Origin of the sequence: Streptomyces sp. NBC_00461, assembly GCF_036013935.1 — a bacterium.
GTDB lineage: Bacteria > Actinomycetota > Actinomycetes > Streptomycetales > Streptomycetaceae > Streptomyces.
In genome coordinates this window covers 228,849-248,886 of record NZ_CP107902.1, presented here as the reverse complement: position 1 = coordinate 248,886, position 20,038 = coordinate 228,849, and the positions used below count along the sequence as shown (strand labels likewise).

General features: G+C 66.3%; 21 protein-coding genes and 2 pseudogenes. 13 read left to right on the top strand and 10 right to left on the bottom strand.

Going from position 1 to position 20,038, the window contains the following annotated elements:
• Nucleotides 1–21 precede the first annotated feature (21 nt).
• Both OG870_RS01185 and OG870_RS01180 read right to left on the bottom strand, forming a co-directional pair.
• Nucleotides 22–633 carry a hypothetical protein gene (locus OG870_RS01185; RefSeq protein WP_323179496.1) on the bottom strand — a complete coding sequence of 204 codons (612 nt, stop codon included), beginning with the start codon at nucleotides 631–633 and terminating at the stop codon, nucleotides 22–24.
• Between the two features lie 299 nt (nucleotides 634–932).
• Complete coding sequence (locus OG870_RS01180; protein WP_266530134.1) at nucleotides 933–1,487, bottom strand: hypothetical protein; 555 nt, start codon at nucleotides 1,485–1,487, stop codon at nucleotides 933–935.
• 431 nt (nucleotides 1,488–1,918) lie between these two features.
• Between OG870_RS01180 and OG870_RS01175 the strand changes: the two are divergent.
• Nucleotides 1,919–2,516: pseudogene (locus OG870_RS01175) on the top strand (DNA polymerase Y family protein); the annotation flags it as partial.
• Nucleotides 2,516–2,641, top strand: a complete 126-nt coding sequence (locus tag OG870_RS01170) for a hypothetical protein (RefSeq protein WP_266530137.1) — start codon at nucleotides 2,516–2,518, stop codon at nucleotides 2,639–2,641. The pseudogene OG870_RS01175 and the gene OG870_RS01170, both read left to right, overlap by 1 nt.
• A gap of 64 nt (nucleotides 2,642–2,705) precedes the next feature.
• Here OG870_RS01170 and OG870_RS01165 read toward each other — a convergent pair whose 3' ends face one another.
• On the bottom strand, nucleotides 2,706–3,116 hold the full coding sequence (locus OG870_RS01165; RefSeq protein ID WP_266593041.1) for a hypothetical protein: 411 nt from the start codon (nucleotides 3,114–3,116) through the stop codon (nucleotides 2,706–2,708).
• Between the two features lie 157 nt (nucleotides 3,117–3,273).
• On the bottom strand, nucleotides 3,274–3,708 hold the full coding sequence (locus tag OG870_RS01160) for an ester cyclase (protein ID WP_266593043.1): 435 nt from the start codon (nucleotides 3,706–3,708) through the stop codon (nucleotides 3,274–3,276).
• A gap of 476 nt (nucleotides 3,709–4,184) precedes the next feature.
• Between OG870_RS01160 and OG870_RS01155 the strand changes: the two genes are divergently transcribed.
• Nucleotides 4,185–4,853, top strand: coding sequence for a hypothetical protein (locus OG870_RS01155; protein ID WP_266593045.1), 669 nt, complete (start codon nucleotides 4,185–4,187; stop codon nucleotides 4,851–4,853).
• Nucleotides 4,854–5,185: 332 nt separating this feature from the next.
• Here OG870_RS01155 and OG870_RS01150 read toward each other — a convergent pair whose 3' ends face one another.
• The 3 genes from OG870_RS01150 to OG870_RS01140 all read right to left on the bottom strand — a co-directional run bounded on the left by OG870_RS01150 (nucleotide 5,186) and on the right by OG870_RS01140 (nucleotide 8,547).
• Nucleotides 5,186–6,478 (bottom strand): RNA polymerase sigma factor, encoded by a 1,293-nt coding sequence (locus OG870_RS01150; protein ID WP_266593047.1) that lies wholly within the window; start codon nucleotides 6,476–6,478, stop codon nucleotides 5,186–5,188.
• 830 nt (nucleotides 6,479–7,308) lie between these two features.
• Entirely contained in the window at nucleotides 7,309–8,121 is an 813-nt protein-coding gene (locus OG870_RS01145) for a hypothetical protein (RefSeq protein ID WP_266593049.1), read from the bottom strand.
• 240 nt (nucleotides 8,122–8,361) lie between these two features.
• Nucleotides 8,362–8,547 (bottom strand): hypothetical protein, encoded by a 186-nt coding sequence (locus tag OG870_RS01140; protein ID WP_266528559.1) that lies wholly within the window; start codon nucleotides 8,545–8,547, stop codon nucleotides 8,362–8,364.
• A gap of 98 nt (nucleotides 8,548–8,645) precedes the next feature.
• On the opposite strand from OG870_RS01140, the gene ku reads away from it, so the two are divergent.
• Entirely contained in the window at nucleotides 8,646–9,572 is a 927-nt protein-coding gene (gene ku, locus OG870_RS01135) for a non-homologous end joining protein Ku (RefSeq protein WP_266593438.1), read from the top strand.
• A 65-nt stretch (nucleotides 9,573–9,637) separates the two neighbouring features.
• Here the strand turns inward: ku and OG870_RS01130 are convergent, their stop codons facing one another.
• Complete coding sequence (locus OG870_RS01130) at nucleotides 9,638–10,405, bottom strand: transposase (RefSeq protein WP_266593051.1); 768 nt, start codon at nucleotides 10,403–10,405, stop codon at nucleotides 9,638–9,640.
• Nucleotides 10,406–10,478: 73 nt separating this feature from the next.
• Here OG870_RS01130 and OG870_RS01125 point away from each other — a divergent pair, with 73 nt between their 5' ends.
• The 6 genes and pseudogenes from OG870_RS01125 (at nucleotide 10,479) to OG870_RS01100 (ending at nucleotide 14,554) form a co-directional block, all read left to right on the top strand.
• On the top strand, nucleotides 10,479–10,862 hold the full coding sequence (locus OG870_RS01125) for a hypothetical protein (RefSeq protein ID WP_266593053.1): 384 nt from the start codon (nucleotides 10,479–10,481) through the stop codon (nucleotides 10,860–10,862).
• A gap of 274 nt (nucleotides 10,863–11,136) precedes the next feature.
• Nucleotides 11,137–12,369, top strand: coding sequence for a hypothetical protein (locus tag OG870_RS01120; RefSeq protein WP_266593055.1), 1,233 nt, complete (start codon nucleotides 11,137–11,139; stop codon nucleotides 12,367–12,369).
• 312 nt (nucleotides 12,370–12,681) lie between these two features.
• Nucleotides 12,682–13,074: pseudogene (locus tag OG870_RS01115) on the top strand (transposase); the annotation flags it as partial.
• A gap of 153 nt (nucleotides 13,075–13,227) precedes the next feature.
• Nucleotides 13,228–13,476, top strand: coding sequence for an antitoxin MazE7 (locus OG870_RS01110; RefSeq protein ID WP_266593057.1), 249 nt, complete (start codon nucleotides 13,228–13,230; stop codon nucleotides 13,474–13,476).
• A gap of 3 nt (nucleotides 13,477–13,479) precedes the next feature.
• Entirely contained in the window at nucleotides 13,480–13,863 is a 384-nt protein-coding gene (locus OG870_RS01105) for a toxin Doc (protein ID WP_266593059.1), read from the top strand.
• Between the two features lie 118 nt (nucleotides 13,864–13,981).
• Nucleotides 13,982–14,554 carry a hypothetical protein gene (locus OG870_RS01100; protein ID WP_266593061.1) on the top strand — a complete coding sequence of 191 codons (573 nt, stop codon included), beginning with the start codon at nucleotides 13,982–13,984 and terminating at the stop codon, nucleotides 14,552–14,554.
• Nucleotides 14,555–14,855: 301 nt separating this feature from the next.
• On the opposite strand, the gene OG870_RS01095 is transcribed toward OG870_RS01100, so the two are convergent.
• Nucleotides 14,856–15,530 (bottom strand): HAD family hydrolase, encoded by a 675-nt coding sequence (locus OG870_RS01095; protein ID WP_266593063.1) that lies wholly within the window; start codon nucleotides 15,528–15,530, stop codon nucleotides 14,856–14,858.
• 220 nt (nucleotides 15,531–15,750) lie between these two features.
• On the opposite strand from OG870_RS01095, the gene OG870_RS01090 reads away from it, so the two are divergent.
• The 3 genes from OG870_RS01090 to OG870_RS01080 all read left to right on the top strand — a co-directional run bounded on the left by OG870_RS01090 (nucleotide 15,751) and on the right by OG870_RS01080 (nucleotide 18,733).
• On the top strand, nucleotides 15,751–16,878 hold the full coding sequence (locus OG870_RS01090; protein ID WP_405663629.1) for a helix-turn-helix domain-containing protein: 1,128 nt from the start codon (nucleotides 15,751–15,753) through the stop codon (nucleotides 16,876–16,878).
• 93 nt (nucleotides 16,879–16,971) lie between these two features.
• Nucleotides 16,972–17,472, top strand: a complete 501-nt coding sequence (locus tag OG870_RS01085) for a hypothetical protein (RefSeq protein WP_266593066.1) — start codon at nucleotides 16,972–16,974, stop codon at nucleotides 17,470–17,472.
• 142 nt (nucleotides 17,473–17,614) lie between these two features.
• Complete coding sequence (locus OG870_RS01080) at nucleotides 17,615–18,733, top strand: IS630 family transposase (RefSeq protein WP_266593068.1); 1,119 nt, start codon at nucleotides 17,615–17,617, stop codon at nucleotides 18,731–18,733.
• Nucleotides 18,734–18,831: 98 nt separating this feature from the next.
• Here the strand turns inward: OG870_RS01080 and OG870_RS01075 are convergent, their stop codons facing one another.
• Entirely contained in the window at nucleotides 18,832–20,004 is a 1,173-nt protein-coding gene (locus OG870_RS01075) for a serine hydrolase domain-containing protein (protein ID WP_266593070.1), read from the bottom strand.
• Nucleotides 20,005–20,038: the final 34 nt, after the last annotated feature.

The window sequence follows — 20,038 nt, the reverse complement described above, 5'->3', positions numbered from 1 at the left end:
GAGCCAATCACTACACGGAAACTAAGCAGAGACAAAATGCCGCGCGGCGTGAGGGGTCGCGTAGGGACTCTTCCCGCGGACCTCCGCCAGCCGCAGCTCCCGCTTGACCACCCGCTCCGGCGGGGCGAGCAGCACCTGGTCGCAACGCAGATTCGCGGTCCTGAACGCGCTGTTCCACCGGTCCGGGAGCATCGGCAGCCCTTGCTCGGTCAGCCACAACCAGGCCGGCTCGGGCCCTTCCGGGCCATCCAGGAAGAGCCACTGACGCTCCCGCCAGCCCAGCAGCCCAAGCTCGCGGGCCCCAGCGACGCCGTCCCGGTCTACCCACTCGACCTTCGGCTTCGGGCCACGGATCACTTTCGTGAGCAGCCGAATCCCAGGAAGCCGCTCGTAGCGGCCCGCGGCCTGAGCGCGCTGTACTGCCCAGGCCCGCTCGGACGCCACATACGCTTCGACCTGACCGACCGCATCGACAGAGGCGTAGAAGACTCGCCCGCACTTCGACCTGGTGACGGCGCCCGCGACACGTCCGTGGCAGTATCGGCCGGAGCGAAGCCGCTGGGTCGGAACCTCGAACGTCAGCAGCGACCCACCCTCCTGCCGGCGAAGTCCGGAACTAAGGAGCAGCTGCACGAAACTGGTGTTCCGCAGCTCCGTCCGCGCATCCCAATCCGGTGCAGCGCCCCTGAACGACGAGCTCGACCTGCCCAGGAACCACCTCGATCAGACTCACCCACTGAGGATAAGGACGCCAACACGGCCCGGTCATCGCCACTACGACGCGGTACTACGTCCCGTCGACGTTATGGGCTCCACACCCAGATCCCTGCCAGGAGCTTCACGGTCAGTAGTGATTCCGGAGCCAGATTGATCAACTGGCGACAGTTGAATACGCGAGCCCACCAGTAGTCTGCCGTGGCCTGCGCCGACCCTCAGCTGCGCCTGCTGGACGGAAGGTCTGCGTCGTCCAAGGCGGCCCGCGCCGCCGCCGTGAAGCTGCCGAGGCGCTCGGAGACCATGGTCACTTCGACGGCGTGACGCTCAACGAAGTTGACGTTGCGATCCGGGGCGCCCGAGGAGTCGCGCCAGGCGAGAAGGGTTGTGTGCATCGAGTGGAGCCCCAGGTGGACGCTGTGGGCGGCCTGCTCCACTGAGTCGGGTCCCTCGACTGCGAGGCTGGCCCAAGCTGCTTGCACTCGAACCAACTGATCTTGCGCGATCTGGAGCCGCCGATCAGCCTCCGCCACATCTGGGGCACCGCCTACCAGCGCTCGTGCAGCCATCTTCAGAACGCTGCGCGACTCGTTGGCAGGGGCCAGGAAGGCGCTGTACGCGTCTCGCCGCAGTTGTCTGCGCCACTGGGAGTGCTCGATCTTGGCTTGTCCCTCCAACTGCCGCCGAGTCGCCCCACTGGAGATCGCCGACGCCGCAACCGTGCCGAGAACGCCGACCGTTGCGCCCAACAGCGCCGCAAGTCCTTGGTCCATGCGGGGGATTATTCACCCTGGCGACCACACACAGTCACCGGCAGGGCGTGTTCCACGGGGAACTGGCGACAGTTGAATAGGCGACCCCACCAGTACCAAGGCCCTACCCGGCGCAGACACACTGCAGTAGCACGTCCCCACATGCGGTCATGAAGCGCCGGAGCCGTCGGCGGGGTGTCGGGACCCCAGCCGGGGAGGCGGAGCGGGGGGTCGGGCCGGGCGCGTTCTCCCTGTTCCCGTCCGGCCTGCTGCTTCCGGACTGCAGCGATCTTGCGGTCGATGCGCCCCAGCCACAGGGCGTGCCACACCCGTAGTGCGTGGAGCCGTTCCCGGTCGGGAGGCAGGTCATCGAACATATTTCTGATTCTAGATCCTCACGCCCGCGTGTTCGAATACTAGTTCGATAACGTGGGGTGTGGGAGGTGGGTGTGATGACTGCAGGTGCCGGATCGCGGCCGTCGGGGTCGTGTGTGATGCATGTGCGCTGCCCGGACCGGCTGCCGGAGCAGATGTACCGGGAGGTCCTGGAGCTGCTCGCGGAGCTGTCCCCGGTCGTCCAGGCGCTGCCTCCGTCCGCGGCCCTGGTGGAGCTGAAGGGGGGCGCTGAGCTACCACGGCGTTCAGCCGCGGCGGCTGGGGGAGGCGCTGCGGGTGCGTACGCTCTCGCGGCTCGGGGTCGATGTACGGGTGGGGATTGGCTCCTCGGTCACCGTCGCGGCCACCGCCTCCGCCCAGGTCGCCGGCCCGGGCGGCGTCCTGGCTGTCGAGCCCGGCCGGGTGGCGGAGTGGCTGGGGCCGCTGCCCGTCGGAGCCCTGCACGGGATCGGTCCCCGCCAGGCGCAGGTCCTGGGCGAGTACGGCATCCACTGCGTCGGCGAGCTCGCCGGCGTCCCGCCGGCCACCGTGCAGCGCCTGCTGGGCGGCAAAAGCGGCCGCCTGGCCGCCGACCGGGCCCGCGGCATCGACCCCCGCCCCGTCGTCCCTCAGGCCCTGCCCGCCTCCGCCACCGTCCGCTGCACCTTCCCCCGGTGAGCGAATCGTTGATCACATGGGCGGCCATCACGCTCATGACCAGGCGGCTCACCCGCGGCAAGGCGCGTCCCACTGAACGCCACGACGTCGCCCACGGCTACGTGCTGCCAGAAGCCGCCTGACCTGTCACTCCTCCGGCCCACCGCATCGCTGTTCAGACGAGGCGCAAGGATCGCAATCAGGCACTCACAGCGCCTGGAGGACGCCGACGACGAAGATCCCGATGCCCACCGTCTCGGGCAGCGCGGCGAGCGCACCCAGCAGCGCGGGCTTGGCCTTCTCGCCGAATTCGTCCTGCACCCCGGTGAGCCAATTCAGGGTGTCCTTCGCCGCGACCAGCGCGGAGGAGACAACGAGCAGCCAGGCGGCCAACTCCTCCCAACCCGCCCCCAAGGTGGACAACCGGGCCGCCCACACCAAGCCGAGCAACGCCGCTCCGTGCAGTAGCGTGCTGACGTGCGCCGACATCAGATACTTCGGGGCAGCAGGCGCGCCTTTCGCACGAATCACCACGATGGGAAAGCCCAACAACGCCCCGTAGACCAGGTTCAACACCCCACCTACGATCAGCACCTTCTCCACGACTGTGACGTCCACCACGCAACCGTAACCGCAGCCCCCAGCCCCCCTCGTCATCGCCACCGGCCCAAACGTGAGGAAAACGATCTGGCCGGGTGCCAATAGGCCGATCAGCGGTTCAGGGATCGCAAACAGGCACTCACGCAACTGCGGTCAGAGCCACGTTCGGCAGCGCCTATCCCGGCGGCCCTGGTAGCACGCCCAACTGCCGTAGCACACCGGCCACGTCGGTCACTGCCCAGTACTCCACGATCTGCCCGTCGCGGACGCGATGGATCACGATGCCCTCGGTCTCGATTTCCTTGTTGGTCGGAGGGATTCCGAGCAATTCTCCCGTGTGTACGCCGCGTCCCACGATATGGCTGACGACAACGTCCCCCTCCGCGACCTGCATCTTGATGTCGTGACGGGACTCCGGAGCAGCAAGGCGAAAGAGCTCCGCCCCCTGCTTGATTCCTTCACGGTCCATGCTGACCCCGGGATGCAAAGCATTGTGGGCAACGAAGTCGTCCGCGATGTAGTGATCGAGGAACGCCCAGTCGCCGGTACGGTTCTCGTCGATCGCCTCGATGTATCGCCGGATGAGATCCTTGTTCTGGTCGGCTGGCATCGACGCCTCTTCCATAGGTGACTATCGGCGGCGCATAGGTATACCAGCGCAGGGCAGACCCGAAACGAACCCGTCGCTAGCCCTTCCGGAACCCATTCGATTCCGTCGAGCAGCGCGTCGATCGACACCCTGAAGCCCGTTTTGGCGTGTTTGCATCAGACACAGGCACTGAAGAAATCCTCGCCATCGTGACAGCCGCACGAGACTGGAGCGATAGCGTTATCACCTTGACGGAGACCTCAAGGTTCGCAGGTGACTTCTTCAAGAGGCAGGCTTCAAGCAGCGGGTGAGATCCGGGCGACATTCAGGCCAGCTGGGCACGGAGAGCGCTCATGGCCTCGTATGTGGCGTCTCGCCCGTCTCACTGATACCTGCCGCGCGATGCCCGCGCGCCTTCGCGCGGTACCCCGCGTGATAGCGCAGCAGACGGGTGGGGCAACATCTGCTCAGCCGTCGCCTGCCCGTGAGGGGTTGTCATGCGCTCCACCCGCCATGTTGCTTCGTCTGTCCTGTTCGCCGCCCTGTTCGTGGCGGGCTGCTCGCCCGACTCGCTCGGTGGCCTGTCCGCGAGCGGGACGCCCGCGGCGGGCCCGTCCGGGACAGCCACCTCCGGTGGGTCATCTGGGCGGGCGATCGCCGTGGGGGCGGGCCCGCAGAAGCACTACACGGTGCAGCAGCAGCCGGCCGCGGGCTCCTGCCACTACAGGTACCTCAAGGGGGAGCCGCTGGAGGATCCGAAGTGCACGCCGGGCGCGATCTCCCCGGCGGTGACGCAGGCGAACCTGGCGTCGACGATCTGCCATAAGGGCGGCTACACCTCGGGCATTCGCCCCTCCACGTACGTGACGGGCAAGGAGAAGGAGCTGAACGCCGCCTCCTACGGCTTCACCGGCCGCATGGGGGACGCCGAGTACGACCACTTGATCAGCCTGCAGCTGGGCGGGGACCCCAACGACTACCGGAACCTGTGGGTGGAGCCCGCCGACCCCGGCCACCGCAAGGGTGCTGGGGTGAACAACAAGAAGGACCCGGTGGAGACGAAGCTGCACACCGCGGTCTGTAAGGGCCAGGTCACCCTCGCGGCCGCGCAGAAGGCCATCGTGACCGACTGGACCACGGCCCTGAGCACCCTTCACCTCGGCTGAAGTGGTGACTGCTGGCGGATAGCGTTCGTCGAACGCCCCGGACGGGCCCATACGTTCGTCAGCGCGTGAAAGCCCCGGCTGGACGGGGGGCCAGCCGGGGCCGTGTGCGGAGGGCGGTCGCCACTCGGCGGAAGGCTCCATGGGGCTTCAGCCGGACGATCGTCCCCATGGGCTATAGGTGAGGCCCGGGGACACTGTCCCCTCCGCGGTCACATAGTGACGGACCATCAATCACCCCTGAGTGTTCCGCTGTTGAGGCCAGGTGCCGTGTGAACCAGGACACCTCCGCGGTCGCCCGGCGCCCTGCTCGTGCCGGCCGGGCGGACGCCGTCCTACAGCAGGGTGGTGAGGTGGCGCAGTTCCTGCACGAGGGGCGGGCGGGGGAGTGGGACGGTGCCGATCTCGGGGTGGTGGGAGCGGGTGATGTGCGGGTGGACCTGGCCGATGAGTTCCGGGGCGAGCAGGGGGGCATCGGCGCGGTCGCCGCACATGTAGGTGGGTTCGAAGTGGTGGCGCAGCAGCTGGCCGCGCCAGTAGTCGGCGTCGTAGTACTCGCCGCTGTGAGCGTGCTCGAGGAAGAGGCAGTACTCGGCGACCAGGTGGCCGACGCCGGCCGCGAAGCGCCACCAGAAGCGGGCGCCGCTGCTGTCGCCGGCCAGGTGCAGCAGGCAGGCGAAGACCAGGGCGCCGGTCTTGTCGGCGTACTGGCTGTCGATGAAGTCGCCGAGTTGGTGGTCGGCGTCGGGGGCGGACAGCACCAGGAGGCTGACGGCGTTCAGGTCCCACCAGGCGCGGTCGGCGTCTGGGGTGTGGTCGTCCTCGGGGGCGGTCCATGCGGCCCAGACGCGGGCGGTGTCGGCGGTGCGCTGGCGGGGCGGGCGGTGGCGGGCGGCCTGCCGGCTGCGCATCCGGGCTTCGGCGGCCGCCATGTCGTAGCTGGCGTAGCGGTTGTGGGTGCGGGCCTTGGCCAGCAGGTCGTCGATGGTGGGCCGGTCGGGCGGCAGCGGTTGGGGGATCATCAGGGGTTCTTCCCGTCGGGGGGGCTCCGGGCAGCGGAGTTTGAGCAGGGTGGCGAGGCGCAGGCGGCCGGTCCGGAGCTGGGAGCGGACGGTGGCTTCCTCGTTGCCCATCAGTACGGCGGCCTCGGCGGCGCTGAAGCCCATGCCGTAGTACAGGACGATCGCGTCGCGCTGGCGCTCGCTCAGGGCGGCGACCGCGCCGTAGAGGGCGATCGCGTCGGTGAGGGTGTCGTAGGGGTCCTCGGTCGGGTCCGCGAGTGCGGCCTCGAACGCGGCGGTCTCCATCAGTTCCGGGCGGTGGCGGCGTTTGCGGTGCAGGTCGATGATGCGGCGCTTGAGGATGGTCCAGGCGTAGCCCTCCAGGTTCTCCATCTGCAGCATCTGCGGCCAGCGGACCATGGCCTGGTCGAAGGTCAGGTCGACGGCCTCCTCCGCGTTGGCGTCGGAGCCGAGCTGCAGGTAGGCGTAGCGCATGTAATCGGTGCGGCGCTGCTGGTGAAAGGCCCAGAACGCCATCTGCGTGGGCGTGTCCCACTGGTCGATGGGCACCGCCTTCGACACGCCGACCGCGCCGCCGGACTCCTCCGGCCCGGCCTCCCCGTTCACGGCACGTCCCGCGTCGGCTCGGTGGTACGGGATGGGGCGCGGGTGACCGACAGCCCGGTGATGCCGATCCGCACGCCGGCCGTGAGAGCCGGCGGCAGGCACGGACCACGTCCGGGCCGAACACCCTGAAGGCGAGCGCGATTTCGAACAACCACGCGGCAGCGCTCTGCTGCACGAGGTCCTCCCCATTACCTGTTCTGTCTCCGGGTGCCGCTCTCCCCGCCCCTGGCACCAGAGGCACCATCCGCCTCCACCCATGAAGCGCATGCGGAGGCCGGAACGTGCACCCGAACCCCCAAAAAAGTTACGGTCAGTATCGGTCTGATAGCAGCTAGTTCAATCATCGACCATCGTGAGCGCCCGGCCATCTCTCCCCGCAGGCAAGGCGGTTGAGAGCTTGCTGCTGCACTGCTGGGGCGGGCACGGGCAGGCGCCCACCCCTATGGGCGCGCGCTCACGGGGTCGACCGGGGTGGGTCGCACGAGCCGCCGGGTTGACGCGACCGTGTCGCTCACCGGGTTCGGTTCGTTCTGTTCGTGACACGACGCGTGCATGTCTGTCGACGGCCTGAGCCCGCCTGTCTGCCCGGCCGGCGGACCCGGGTCGTGCCCTTTCGGTGGGGCCGGTCGGTGACGGCGGCCTCGGACGTCATAGCCATGAACTCCGAGGCCGCTGGCAGCGCACGGTACGCGACGGGCAGAGAATGAACTGGCCCACACCGCTCGTGAGGTCTACGCCCACGCCTGGCGATGGAGTGCCGCCACGCACTCACTTCAGACAAGGGTGTGCTCGGCCAAGTCGAGGTCTCCTTGTTGAGTGGGCTCGCTGGTTCATCGTGACGGCGACGCTCCTGGTGACTCCTGACGCCTCCAACTCCTGGAACTTGAGTCCCAGAAGATGAACTCAGGCGTGGGAGGCCCGGCAAGTTGTTCCAGGTCCGTCGTCGCCAGTGCCTCAAGTGCCTCGGTCGGCAGCGTGGAGGGCATTTCGAATCGCAGTCCCGTGGCGCGCTGCGCGACGGCGATCTTCGGGCCGAGTGCCTCTTGAGTTCGCAGCCGGCGCGGACGGAACCGGATCCCCACCCGTGACAGTCTGGCGAACGTGCGCGATCCGGCCTCCGAGGCGATTGCCTGCAGATACGGAATCAGGCTGGCCGTTCCCGCGAAGATCAACACATCCCGCAACAAGGGCCCTGCAGACGCAGTCGGTCTCGGGGGCCTGGCATGGCTTTCAACGGGGCGAACCCACGTGGGCAGCGTGGGCGGGCGAGAGGGAATCTGGGGCATGGCGGCAAGCTCTGCCTCGAACTCGGCGTCCCGCTCCGCCCGTTTGACCTGGTCCGCACGACGCCAAAGGGTGTGCCAGGGCTCGAGGTCCTGCTCGGTAGGGATCGAGTCAGGGTCGTCCCAGCACAGAAGCGTGATGAGCACCTCCCTTATGCCGTTCCAGTCACTCACCCTCGAATTGCGGACATCGAGGAGCACTGTGAGGACGCTGTTCCGGTTGACATCCAGGTCGAGTAGCAGGCCTCGTGCCGTGATCTCGTGGCTCGACGGGTCGCCGCGGCTCATCCTCAACTGCCGCACCGCCGTCACGGGTTCATCGACCGGTGACTGCTTTCGATCCCCAGCTGCGTCCGTCACGCGAGTTACCCCCAGGAAGGCCCGAGCGCAGGGTAGGACGTCGACCGGTCACCTTGTTGCACTTTCGCCAGACCGGGATCCCGAAGCAGTTCGGGATGCGGCGTGAACACGCGGAAGATCACCCGTTGGCTCACCATTGCGGCCTGCGACACGGCGTATGGAGGAGCAGTCCTGCCAAGGCAGTCTCGTCCGCCGACACCGTCGAGTCCTCCGCCATCGCCGCCACGCCAGGCCCGGGAGTCACACCGCTGGGTCGGGCAGCTGACCGGGCTTGGTCTCGACGATCAGCACATCGCTGCATCCGGCGGCTTCGAGATCCTGCTGGCGACTGCCAGCGCTCGGCTTGTCGTAGGCGACGGCGGACGAGCGGGGGACACCGTCGCGGTCGGTCCAGGTGAGCGCATAGTTCTGCATCGTGATCGGCATGTGGTCATCTTCGCCGCCTGCACTGACAATGCCCTACTCGCGCGGCGGCTGGCCCCCTCGTAGGCTGGCAGAGCTCGGGGCTTTTGCGGAGGTTTGCCATGCCCCGAACCGTTTGGTCAGGTGCGATCAGTTTCGGTCTAGTGACCGTGCCTATTCACGTTGCGTCCGCGACCGAGAATCACAGCATCCAGTTCCACCAGTACCACCTTGAGGACATGGGCCGGGTGCGGGTGCGGAAGGTGTGTGAACTGGAGGACCGGGAGGTCGGCCAGTCGGAGATCGGCAAAGGCTATGAGGTGTCGAAGGACAACGTCATTCCGATCTCGGATGCGGAGCTGCGGGAACTGCCGCTGCCGACGGCGAAGGCCATCGAAATCAAGGCCTTCGTGCCGCTGGAGGCGATTGACCCGATCAGCATTGCCGAGGGGTACTACCTGGTGCCGGACGGGCAGGTGGCGGCGAAACCGTACAAGCTCCTGCGGCAGGCCCTCAGCAGGTCATCGAAGGTGGCGATCGCCAAATACGCCTGGTCGGGCCGGGAACGCCTGGGCCTGCTCAGGGTGCGCGAAGACGTGATCGTTTTGCATGCGATGCGTTGGCCTGACGAAGTCCGTGATCCGGGCGCCGTCGACCCGCCGAACGAGAAGGTGTCGGAGGAGGAGATCGTGGGGGCGCTGGCCTTGATGGAGTCGATGAGCCGCGACGACATCGAGGGCCCCGAGTTCGAGGACGCCTACACCGACGCCATGGCGAAGATCATCGAGGCGAAGCGGGGAATCCGGGAGCTCCCCGAGGCTCCCGAGCCCGAACGACCCGGCCAGGTCCTTGACCTGATGGCCGCCCTGCAGGAGTCAGTGGAGAAGTCGAAGGCCGCCCGCGGCGAGAACACCGGGTCCGGTGCGGTGCACGAGCTGCCGAAGAAGAAGGCCGCCGCCAAGAAGGCGGCCAGGAAGCAGCCAGCCAAGAAGACCACGGAGAAGAAGACGACCGCGAAGAAGGCGGGGCGGAGGCCGCGCAGCGCCTAAGGGTTGTCCCGTAAATGATCTCCGAGCTGCCTCGGGCGTGACGGGCCGCGGACCGAGGCGCTCGTCTATCCCGCGAGGGCGAGGTTGTGCAACCGGGCAATGCCGAGCATGGCGTGGTGGACTCCGTCGCCTTTGAGGCGGCAGTCGCGGAGGATCTTCCACGTCTTCATGCGAGCGAAGACGTGCTCGACGCGCGCGCGGACCTGCTTGTGGGACTTGTTGTGCTCCTGCTTCCAGCCGGGCAGGTCCTCGCCCTTGGGCCGACGGTGGGGCATGACGAGCCCGGTGCCCGGATAGCCGCCGTCGGCGATCGTGAGCGTCCTGCCCACTGCGGCCTTGGCGCCGGATTCCTCCCACGCCTTGCAGTCGTTGCGGTTCCCGGGCAAAGGCCGGCCGACCACGACGATCAGCCGGGTATCGGCATCGATGACGATCTGATGGTTGGTGGAGTACCGGTAGTTTTTGGACTGCTCAGACACGGCCTGATCGCGGGTGGGCACCAGAGTGCCGTCCACGATGAGCACGGTGTCTTTGGTGAACCGCTTGCGAGTCTGGAAAGCGAGCATTGGCCCGAGGTGATCGATGATGCGGCCGGCCGCGGACTTCGAGACCCCGAACAGCGGGGCAAGCTGGCGCATCGTCAAGTTGGTTCGCCAGTACGCCGCCATTAGCAGTGCCCGGTCCTCCAGCGTCAGGTTCCACGGTCGGCCCCGCCCCACCGCATCCGCGCCCCCGCGGCGCAACATGGTCACCAGCTTGGCGAACTGGCGCGGGCTCAGCCCAGTAAAGGGGGCTATCCAGGTCGGCTCCGACGCCGTGATCACACCAGCCATCGCGTGATCATCTCAGTTGCACGTGTGGCGCTCTCCAGCCGATCCTGTGTACTCGACGGATGAGGAGGACGGCGTGGGGCTGATTCTGTTCCCGGGCGACGGGGACACCACCAGTCCGGATGTCGCCTGGTCCTACACCGGCTTCAACGCATTCCGCTGCCGCTTGGCGCAGGCGGAAGGGTTCGTCCTCGACGAGATGCGGGGCTTCGGCGGAGAGCGCTCATGGAGCGATGTCTCCACCACTTTGGAGCCTCTTCTTGACCGTCCGGACGACGGCGGCGGTGAGCTCTCGACGGCCGAGTGCACCGCGATCTTGCCCCGGCTGGAAGCGATCACCGGCGAATGGCACGAGCAGGCCGCCGACCCCTTGCTCGGGCAGCACATCGAAGACGCCCGACAACTGGCGCTCGTTCTACGCCTCTGCATCGACAAGGACGTCGAACTCCTCTTCCTGTGACTTCCGTTGATCCGGGTCCACTCACCATGACGGCCACAGTTACGGGACAGCCCTTAGCAAACATAATCCTCGACGGTCGAGAAGCCTTCGCATAGAGCCGCCAGCGAACGCGGCGCGCCCTGACCATTCTCGACCCCAAAGCGCGCAGCGCACCCGCCAAACCTGATTCCGCCAATTCCCACAAGGGGCCGATGATCAGAGAAATGCGCTATTAGAGATATAGCATGGCGTGGCGGTCCAAATGCAACTCCCGCAGCGTGTATAGCATGGCAACATGCGCCGCGCAGGAGTATTTCTATTGGTATTCTTTCTCGCCGTTGATGGTTTGGTCTTCTGGGCCAGTGCCGCATACGACATGGTAAATTACCCGCGGGAACAGTGGGTGTCCGCGGCGATTAGATTCATTGTTGGCGTTCTGAACCTAGTTGCGGCATGGAACGTGTGGCCCTACGCAAATGTCCAACAACCCACGCCTCGGCTTATTAGGCGTCGAGGCAGAAGGCAGCTATCCGCCAGCGACCCATGGGCACTTCCAGCAGTGATCGCAGCCCAGGTTTCAGCCATTCCTATGGTCTTGATCCCCATCTGGATCGAAATTGGGAGCCCAATCAATGACGGCATTGATATGGTGATCCTTTACGGCGCATGGGCAATGTTCATCTTCGCGAGCGCGGTTATCGTTGCTGCCTTTGCGCGGCACGTCTCAATGCCTGGGACATGGATTGCACTTACTGCACTACTGCCCGCTGCTGGGCTAATTCAGTTTTGGTACCTCAACTTCTATAAGCCATCCCACGATCGACCCAGCGTGGATGTAACGTCCTCAATCAGGGAAATTAGTCACACAGGGAGCTCCACGAAACTCCAAGCGACCATCACTCTGAAAAATACTGGAACCAATTCGGCGCAGGTCCTGGGGTCAATGTATATGGTGACCGGACATAGAATGGCATCAGCGGAAGCGATGTCCACCAATCAAGCCAGCAAGTTTCTTGACCTAAATTCGCCCGACCGGCGCCATTTTGACAAACCAACAAAGCTGCTTAGGTTTGATGATGTAATGCAGGCGGGCGAAGTTATGTCACCAGGACAAAGGTGGTCAACATCATTCGTCTTTGACGCTCCGGCCGAAAATGAAGACCTGGTCAGATTGACCGTTTCACTCTCCCTGCTTACCCATCTTGAACATTCGCGCACCAGCGCATGTAACAAAAAGCATTTCAAGGTCACTGGGTTTCAGGGATCATATAGATGCGTTCAGACAGATCTGCCCACGCAGAGTTTGATGAGAGAGGTGCTTGAAGATCACCCCATTGCCCGCACGGTAGTATTTTTCCCGTCCGGACCTGAGTGCCCGCACATCGAAACCAGATATCAGTCGGCAGATCGAAAATTTAAGAAAACTGAGAAAAAATATAAGGCGGAACAAGAAGATGCCCAGGTGATCGATTCTCTTGTTCGCGATCAGGCTATTGAAACATTCACAGAAAACCGCGTAGACCCTTAACCACCAATACGATCAGCGCATTGACCTCATCGCGTGATCAATGATCTCAGCCAGCTCGCCAGACTGATGCCGCAACCTCTCATCCAACTGATCAGCTAACGGATCGTCCTGGAGAGCAGCAACCCACCACTCATCCAGGTACCACATGGCCGCCGACAGCCTCGCCGAGCCGAGCCGTGCCGTGCCGTAGGTCCCGTGTTTGGTGTCCTCACCAACCAGATATTTTCGTCTCCCGGGAATTTCCCCAGACCCCACGTGCTCAGTGCCCCCAGCTCGCTGGGCTTTGGCGTCGGAGGTTGGCCCTAACGGTCGAACTATCGGTACTCCACCAACCACCAGGTTGTCAGCGATGCCGGCACTCGCCTGGCCGTCGGCCGACCGCTACCCGGCAACCGCAACGACTGCAAGGCATGGGAACTGTCCGGAGCGAAAGCCGCCGTCGGTACGACCACCGTCATCGCGGACGGCGGCTACCGGGGCACCGGCCTGGTCATCCCACACCGCCGAGAGAAGGGCCAGAGCGAACTCCCGGCCTGGAAGGAGGAACACAACGCCTCCCACCGCAAGGTCCGCGCCCGCGTCGAGCACGCCTTCGCCCGCATGAAGACCTGGAAGATCCTGCGCGACTGCCGCCTCAAGGGCGACGGCGTCCACCAGGCCATGCTCGGCATCGCCCGCCTGCACAACCTCGCCCTCGCCGGGTGACCGAGAAGACGATCAGGTCAGCCAGCCCGCCGTAGATCATTTACGGGCTTAGCTCTTCCTTTCAGCGCGAGGCAATGCGTAGGTACCGCCCGTGAGCGGGCGGAGCAGCGGAGGAGGTAGCGCCGCACGTATACCTTGAGGGATACTTCAGGCATGGCTGAAACCACTGTCAAGGTCGACACGAGTACCAGGGACACCCTGCAGGGCCTCGCTGCTGCTGAGGGCCTGTCCGTGAAGGCCTACATCGCCAAGGTGGCGGGGGAGAAGGAACAGGAGCGGGCCCTGCAGACGGCGACCGCCGCCTTCCGCCGCACCATCAGCGAACCCGGCATCATGGACGCCTTCGACGCCGAGTTCGGCGGGCTGCCGGCCGTCGCGCACGACACCTCGCGGGCGGCCTGACCTGTGCCTCCCGTCGTATACGTCGACTACCGGTGGTTCCTCGAGCGCCAGGAAGACATCCTCCGGGACGACCTGACCGTCAACGACTTCTCTGTGCTCGTCGGCTTGGCCCAGCGCCACCGGGTCGACCCGCCCCGGCATGACCAGCACCATCCCGACGCCTTCTGGCGGGCTGCGGTCATGCTGGAGGAGTGCGTGCTGCTGCGCCCGCTCCCGGCCCGCAACGAGGTGTACGGATACGGCGTCGCCATCGCCTACCTGGAGGCCTCCGGGGAACGCGTGGACACGAAGTTTGAGCTCTGGCGGGAACTGATCTACGACATCCGAGCGCTGCGGCTGGACTCGTACGGCATCGCCGAGAAGCTGCGTTCCTGGCGCCAGGACTGATCCTGGCCGGCGCCAGGGCGAGCTGGCTCAACAGGACGCCATCGGGGGTTTGCGCCCGGTGTTCTCCGGCATGCACATTCAAAGCTCAAATCTCCCTCTGGGAAGCACGCTTGGCCGCATGCGCGGGACGACGCGAGGACAACCTCGTCGGCATGACGCCGCCATCACCACCCTCGTCTCCGCCTGCATCGCAGCCATCGCCGCCTTCATCGCCCTCTACGCAGCCCGCGGCAACGCCGCCCGAGCCGGCTTCGACCTCGCCCGCACGCTCTACAACGACCTCACCACCGAAGCCACAGCCCAATCTCGAAGCGCCCTCGAGTTCTACCGACGCGGCAACGCACCCGCCGACCAAGCCCTGCCTGAAGTCATGAACCACTACTTCTCGCTGCTCTGGCAGTTCGAAAAGGTCTACGCCGGCCGCGAATCACTCGCCCGACAACGACGCCTCAATGGCACCCAACCTGCAGTCCGCTTCCTCGACGACATGATCGGCTACCACGTCAGCGAATGGGGAGCACGCTGGCTCCAACTCCACAACCTCATCGACATCCAGCTTGGCCCAGACGACCAGCTCGACGACCGCCACACCCTCCAAAGCTTCTGCAAGCTCGCCGACCAATTTCCGGCGGCTCGCGAAGCCGCACAAGCTATTCGGGCAGCCGTCCCCGGAACCAACCCCAACGACTGACCAACCTCAACTCATGCTCTGAACAAGGCCGTTCACTGCATGCCGCGATCCGGAGACGGACGTCATGCCGGGCATGAGCGACGAGCGCCTTGCACTCAAGCTCCGAACCGGCCTGTTCGCCATGCCCCGACTGGCAAGTTGAACGCGGCGATGGCTCAGGACCCCCACTCAGGGCTCCCGTAATTCCTGGTGGAGCAGCATGCGGCGTCAGATGCGGTGGATCACAAGGCGCAGGGGCGTCCTCCGCACTCGGCGGCCACCCACCCATCAGCCGTGTCAACAACGCTTCAGGTCAATACAGCTAGGCGCTGGCGTGTACGAGCTTGACGAGCAGCTCCGTGTCGCGTAGGTCGGAGAGGACCGTTTCCGCGCCGGCGCTGCGGAGAGTGGCCTCGTCGCTGCGCCCGGAAGCCACTGCGATGACGCGGACTCCGTTGGCATGGGCTCCCGCGATGTCCGCCGGGGTGTCGCCGATCAACACAGCGTTGTCCGCGGTCGTATTCGCGCGCTGCAGGGAGAGACGAACAAGCTCGGCGCGCACATCGTCGTCTTCCCCAAAGGCGCCCAAGTCCCAAAGGATTCGGGTGTCGAGGCCGAACACCTGGAGCTTGATCTGGGCGACGGCTCGGATGTTGCCGGATACCACGGTCTGCCGGACGCCGTCGGCGGCCAGGGCGGCCAGGGCGGCCGCTGCCCCGGGCAGGGCATGGCCGCGCTCCCGTAGTTCGGCGAGGCGCTTGAGGTGCTCGTGGGTGAGGGCGCGGGCGAATCGCTTGAAGTCCGACCGGTCCGTCGTGATGCCGTGAAGGCGCGCGGTTTCCCGGAAGATCACGGCCTCGGTGATGCCGTCGATCTTCGCTTGCTCGTGCATCGGCCGCCCGGTGGTCCGTGCGAAAGCGGAGGCCGAGAGTTCGCGGCCCACGCCCCGTGTGTCGATCAAGGTGTGGTCGATGTCCCACAGGACCAGTCGAGTCATGGTGGTGCCTCCCAACTCCCCAGCCGTGACCGGCTCTCACGAGGTCTCGCGAACGCGTGCGGACCGGACGTGCGGCCGCCATCAGGTGTCTACGCTGACGGTACGAGAGATGCCCGGGAAAGGGGGCGGACGTGCCGTCGACTCCGCCGAGCCTGCCCATCGGCCGCAGGATCAAGCACTACCGCCGCGCGAACGGTAACTTGTCGCCGTCGTCGCGGGACTGTGCGGTATCACCGAGCGCTACCTGCGCCTGATCGAGGCCGGACAGAAGACTCCGTCCGCCGACGTGCTGGCCCGCCTTGCTGCTGAGTTGGGTGTGCCCGTGGCTGCTCTGTTGACCGAGGACCCGATCGAGGAACCCCCGGCGCCCCACACCGCCGCTTCGGGTGTTGTCCACGCCCTCATGCGGCAGGCCCCCGCGGGCGGCGTTGATCCGGCAGCTCACGCACAGCTGCGCGAGAGGGTCGAGCAGGCCTGGCACACCTGGCAGGCCTCCAAAGACCGGTTCACCGAGGCCGCCCGCATCCTTCCCGGCCTGATCACGGACGTGGAGCACGCTGTACGAAGCCACCGGCACAGCAGCGATCCGGCAGCACGGCGCGAAGCGCTGCGGGTGGCTGCCGACCTCTACGGTCTGCTGCGTTCGTACTGCCGCAGAACCGGCCGTCTCGACCTCGCACTCATGGTCGCCGACCGAGCGATGCGCGCCGCCGAGGACGCCGACGACCCAGTCCGGATCGCCGCCGCGGCGTGGAACCTCGGCCATGTCCTGCTCTCGCACAGCGATGCAGGCGCCGTCGAAGAGGCCAAGGAGGTCGCGCTGCTGGCCGTCGAGCGGCTGCGCCGGGCCCCTGACAGCCCCGAGTCCGACGCGGTCCAGGGCGCTCTTGAACTGGTGGCCGTCGTCTCCGACGCTCGCCGCCGCAACTGGTGGCAGGCCCGACAGCGCCTGGAGCAGCGCGCCGCCCCCCTCGCTACGAGGGCCGGGGAGAGCAATGTCCAATGGACGGTGTTCGGCCCCACCAACGTGGCCCTGCACGCGATGAGCATCGAGATGCTCGCCGGCGAGGCCACGGAGGGGTTGCACCTCGCGGACCAGGTCAACACCAGCCGACTTCCTTCCAGGGAGCGGCAGTTCACGTTCGGACTGGAAGTCGCCCGCTGCCACGATCTGCGCCGCGAGGACGCCGCCGTCCTGGTCCACCTGCTCAGCCTCGAAGACCTCGCCCCGGAGGACTTCGCCCGCAGTCTGCTCGTCCGGGACATCGTTCTGGGACTGCAGAAGCGAGTCCGGCCCGTGTTCCGCTCCCAGGTCACCGGGCTCGCCGAGCGCCTCCAACTCGTCTGACGGAACTGGCAGTTCCCGGGAACTGTCAGTTCCGTCCGCCACGCCTCACCGGCCCTACCTTCACGCTCAGCGCAGTGAAGGGCGGAGTAGCGGATGATCGGCGGCGCGGCTGAGTTGAGGAGTGAAGCCGGGACGCACCTTGCGCTCGCCGGCGTCGGCTGGGACGCCATCAAGGTGTCGTCGCGGTTCCTCGCACTGCGGGCGATCGAGAACCTGGGCAACCCCGGTGCGATCACAGTGGATCCGCGTCCGGCCGCCTCCGTGCTGTATTTCCTCGTTCCTGCGGGCACCGCCGCCGACTGGCGGATGCCGCAGACCACGGCCTTCGGGCGGACGATGCACGTGGTCCTGCCGCCAGATCACAAGCAGACGCCACCTGGCCCGTACTGGCTGGTCCAGCGCGCGCAAGGAGTCACCCAGGCCGCCGAATTGCGCCAAGCGCTGGAGGAAGCCGCCGACCCGACAGCGCCGGGGGAGCCGGGCGTTGGAAGTGCGGGGCAAAACAGCGACCTGGCCTGCGCGTCTCGAGAACTGTGGCTGCCCCACGGTCCTCTTGTGCGCCTGCCCCTGGGTGGGGCCAGTGAGGGCCAGTGAGCACGTGAAGCCGAACAGCGGCCGGCTAGTGCGTTGTCCATGAACGTTTGCCGGGTGGGGACTGGTTGGTGGATGTTGGCGGCGCGGGGTGGTGGCCTCATCGTTGACGGCGACGTGATTGTTGTTGAGGGTGAGGTCGTGGATGGTAGGGCCGGTCAGGGCACGGCGGTTGAGTGATCAGGAAGGTCAGTGGCTGCGGCAGATTGTCCGGCGAGGCCGGCATGAGTCGGTGCGGGTGCGCCGGGCGCTGATCATCATGGCGTCGGCGTCGGGTACGCCCGTGACGGCGATCTCCCGTCTGGTTGCCGCGCATGAGGACACCGTCCGGGACGTGATCCATGCGTTCAACGAGAAGGGCCTGGCCGCGCTGGACCCTCGGTGGGCGGGAGGCCGTCCTCGCCTGATCAGCGATGAGGACCGCGAATTCATCATCGCGACGGCCACGACCCGCCCGACGGCGCTGGGGCGGCCCTTCACGCACTGGAGTCTGCGCAAGCTGTGCGACTACCTGGCCCGCAAGCCCGGCCGCCGGGTGCGCATAGGCCGCGAGCGGCTGCGGCAGGTCCTGAACGAGAAGGGAATCTCCTTCCAGCACACCCGCACCTGGAAGGAGTCCACGGACCCGGACAAGGACGCCAAGCTCGACCACATCGAGTATGTGACCAGCCGTTTCCCGGATCGGTGTTTCGCATTCGACCAGTTCGGCCCGCTGTCGATCCGGCCCTGTCACGGCACCGCCTGGGCACGGCGCAGCAAACCCGACCGGTTGCCCGCCACCTACCACCGCACCCATGGCATCCGGTACTTCCACGGGTGCTACTCCCTGGGGGACGACCGCCTGTGGGGCGTGACCCGCCGCCGCAAAGGCGGCGACCACAGCCTGGCGGCACTGAAGTCGATCCGCGCCGCCCGCCCGGACGGCGCCCCCATCTATGTGATTATGGACAACCTCTCGGCGAACAAGACCCCAGCCATCCGGGCCTGGGCCGGCCAGAACAAGGTCGAGTTGTGCCTGACACCGACCAGCGCGTCGTGGGCCAACCCGATCGAAGCCCAGTTCGGGCCGTTACGCACCTTCGTCATGGGCGGCTCGAACCATCCCAACCACACCGTGCTTGCCCGCAGGCTTCAGGACTACCTGCGATGGCGCAACGCCAACGCCCGCCATCCCGACGTCCTGGCCGCCCAGCGGCGGGAACGCGCCAAGGTCCGCAGCGAACGCCGGCAACGCTGGGGCCGCCCACGAACCGAAGCCGTCTGATCAATGTCCTGCCGCAGTGAAGGTTGAGCAAGAACTTTGAGCACCTGCACCTGCTTGATCCCGACATGGGGTCGTGGCCTCAGCCCCGCGTAAGACCATCAGAAGGCGAGCTGACCGGCGGCGCAGGCGCGGGCAGCGCGAGCCAGCAGGTGCGCGTCGGGACCGAGACCTCCGGGATTGGTCATACGGCGCCGGACATAGCCGAAGGCGAGTCTGGTCGAGGGATCCGCGAACCCCCAGCTACCGCCTCCACCGTCGTGGCCGAAGGTGCGGGCGGACAGGTAGGGCTGTGCATCGCCGGGCAGTTGGAAGCCCAAGCCGTAGCGGCTAGGGCAGGCCAGTGTCAGGTCGTGGCCGACAGAATGAATCTGCGCGAACTCCTCCTGTGTCTCCGCGGCAAGCAGGGCAGGCAGGCCATCCACGGCGTCAAGGCATGAGGCGTACATGCGCGCGATTCCGTGTGCGCTGGCCAGGACTCCCATCGACACCGGCCCGGCTGCACGGAATCGGCGGGCGTTGACGAGGCCGAGCCTGTCGGCGACCGGGACGCTGAATGCCAGGCCGGCAAGACTGTCGGGCGCCGGTGCTGGCACGGGGTCGGAGCCGGCCTGCTCGCTCGGCACGGGTGACTGGAGGGTCAGAACGCGAGGCTCGTATTCGGCGGACAGCCCCACGAACATGTCGATGCGCCGCGGCTCGCGCACCATAGCAGCGTGGAAATCGGGCAGAGTGCTGCCGGTGATCCGCCGCACCAGCTCGCCGATCATCGGGCCAATGGTGAACCCGTGGTAGCCGTGCGCGGTGCCAGGACGCCAAAAGGGGCGCTGGGAAGCCAGCCGGACGGCTGCCGCCTGGTCATCGTGGAGCTCGTCGAGGGTGAAACCGCCGTCCACGCCAACCAAACCGGCCTGGTGACTCAGCAGTTGCCGAACCGTCACGTCCTGCTTGCCGGCCACCGCGAACTCCGGCCAGTACCGTGCCACGGTCCGATCGAGCTCCAGGTCGCCCTGCTGTACGAGCAGCGCGGCGCAGACATATGCGGCAGCCTTGCCCACGGACGCGACGTTGAGCAGCGAGTCCTGCCGCATCTCCGGACCAGCCCAAAGATCCACCACCAACCGCCCGCAGTGATAAACCGCCACCTGCATGTCGTGATCCGGGTCGGCTTCCGCCAACGAGGCGAACACCTGCTTGACCTCGGTGAAGCCCTCCTCCGCACCACCATCGAGCCGATGCACCGGTTTCCCCCGTTCCCCGACCTGCTTGATCAACTCGATGAGACAACGTACCCCTCACACCGAGCCT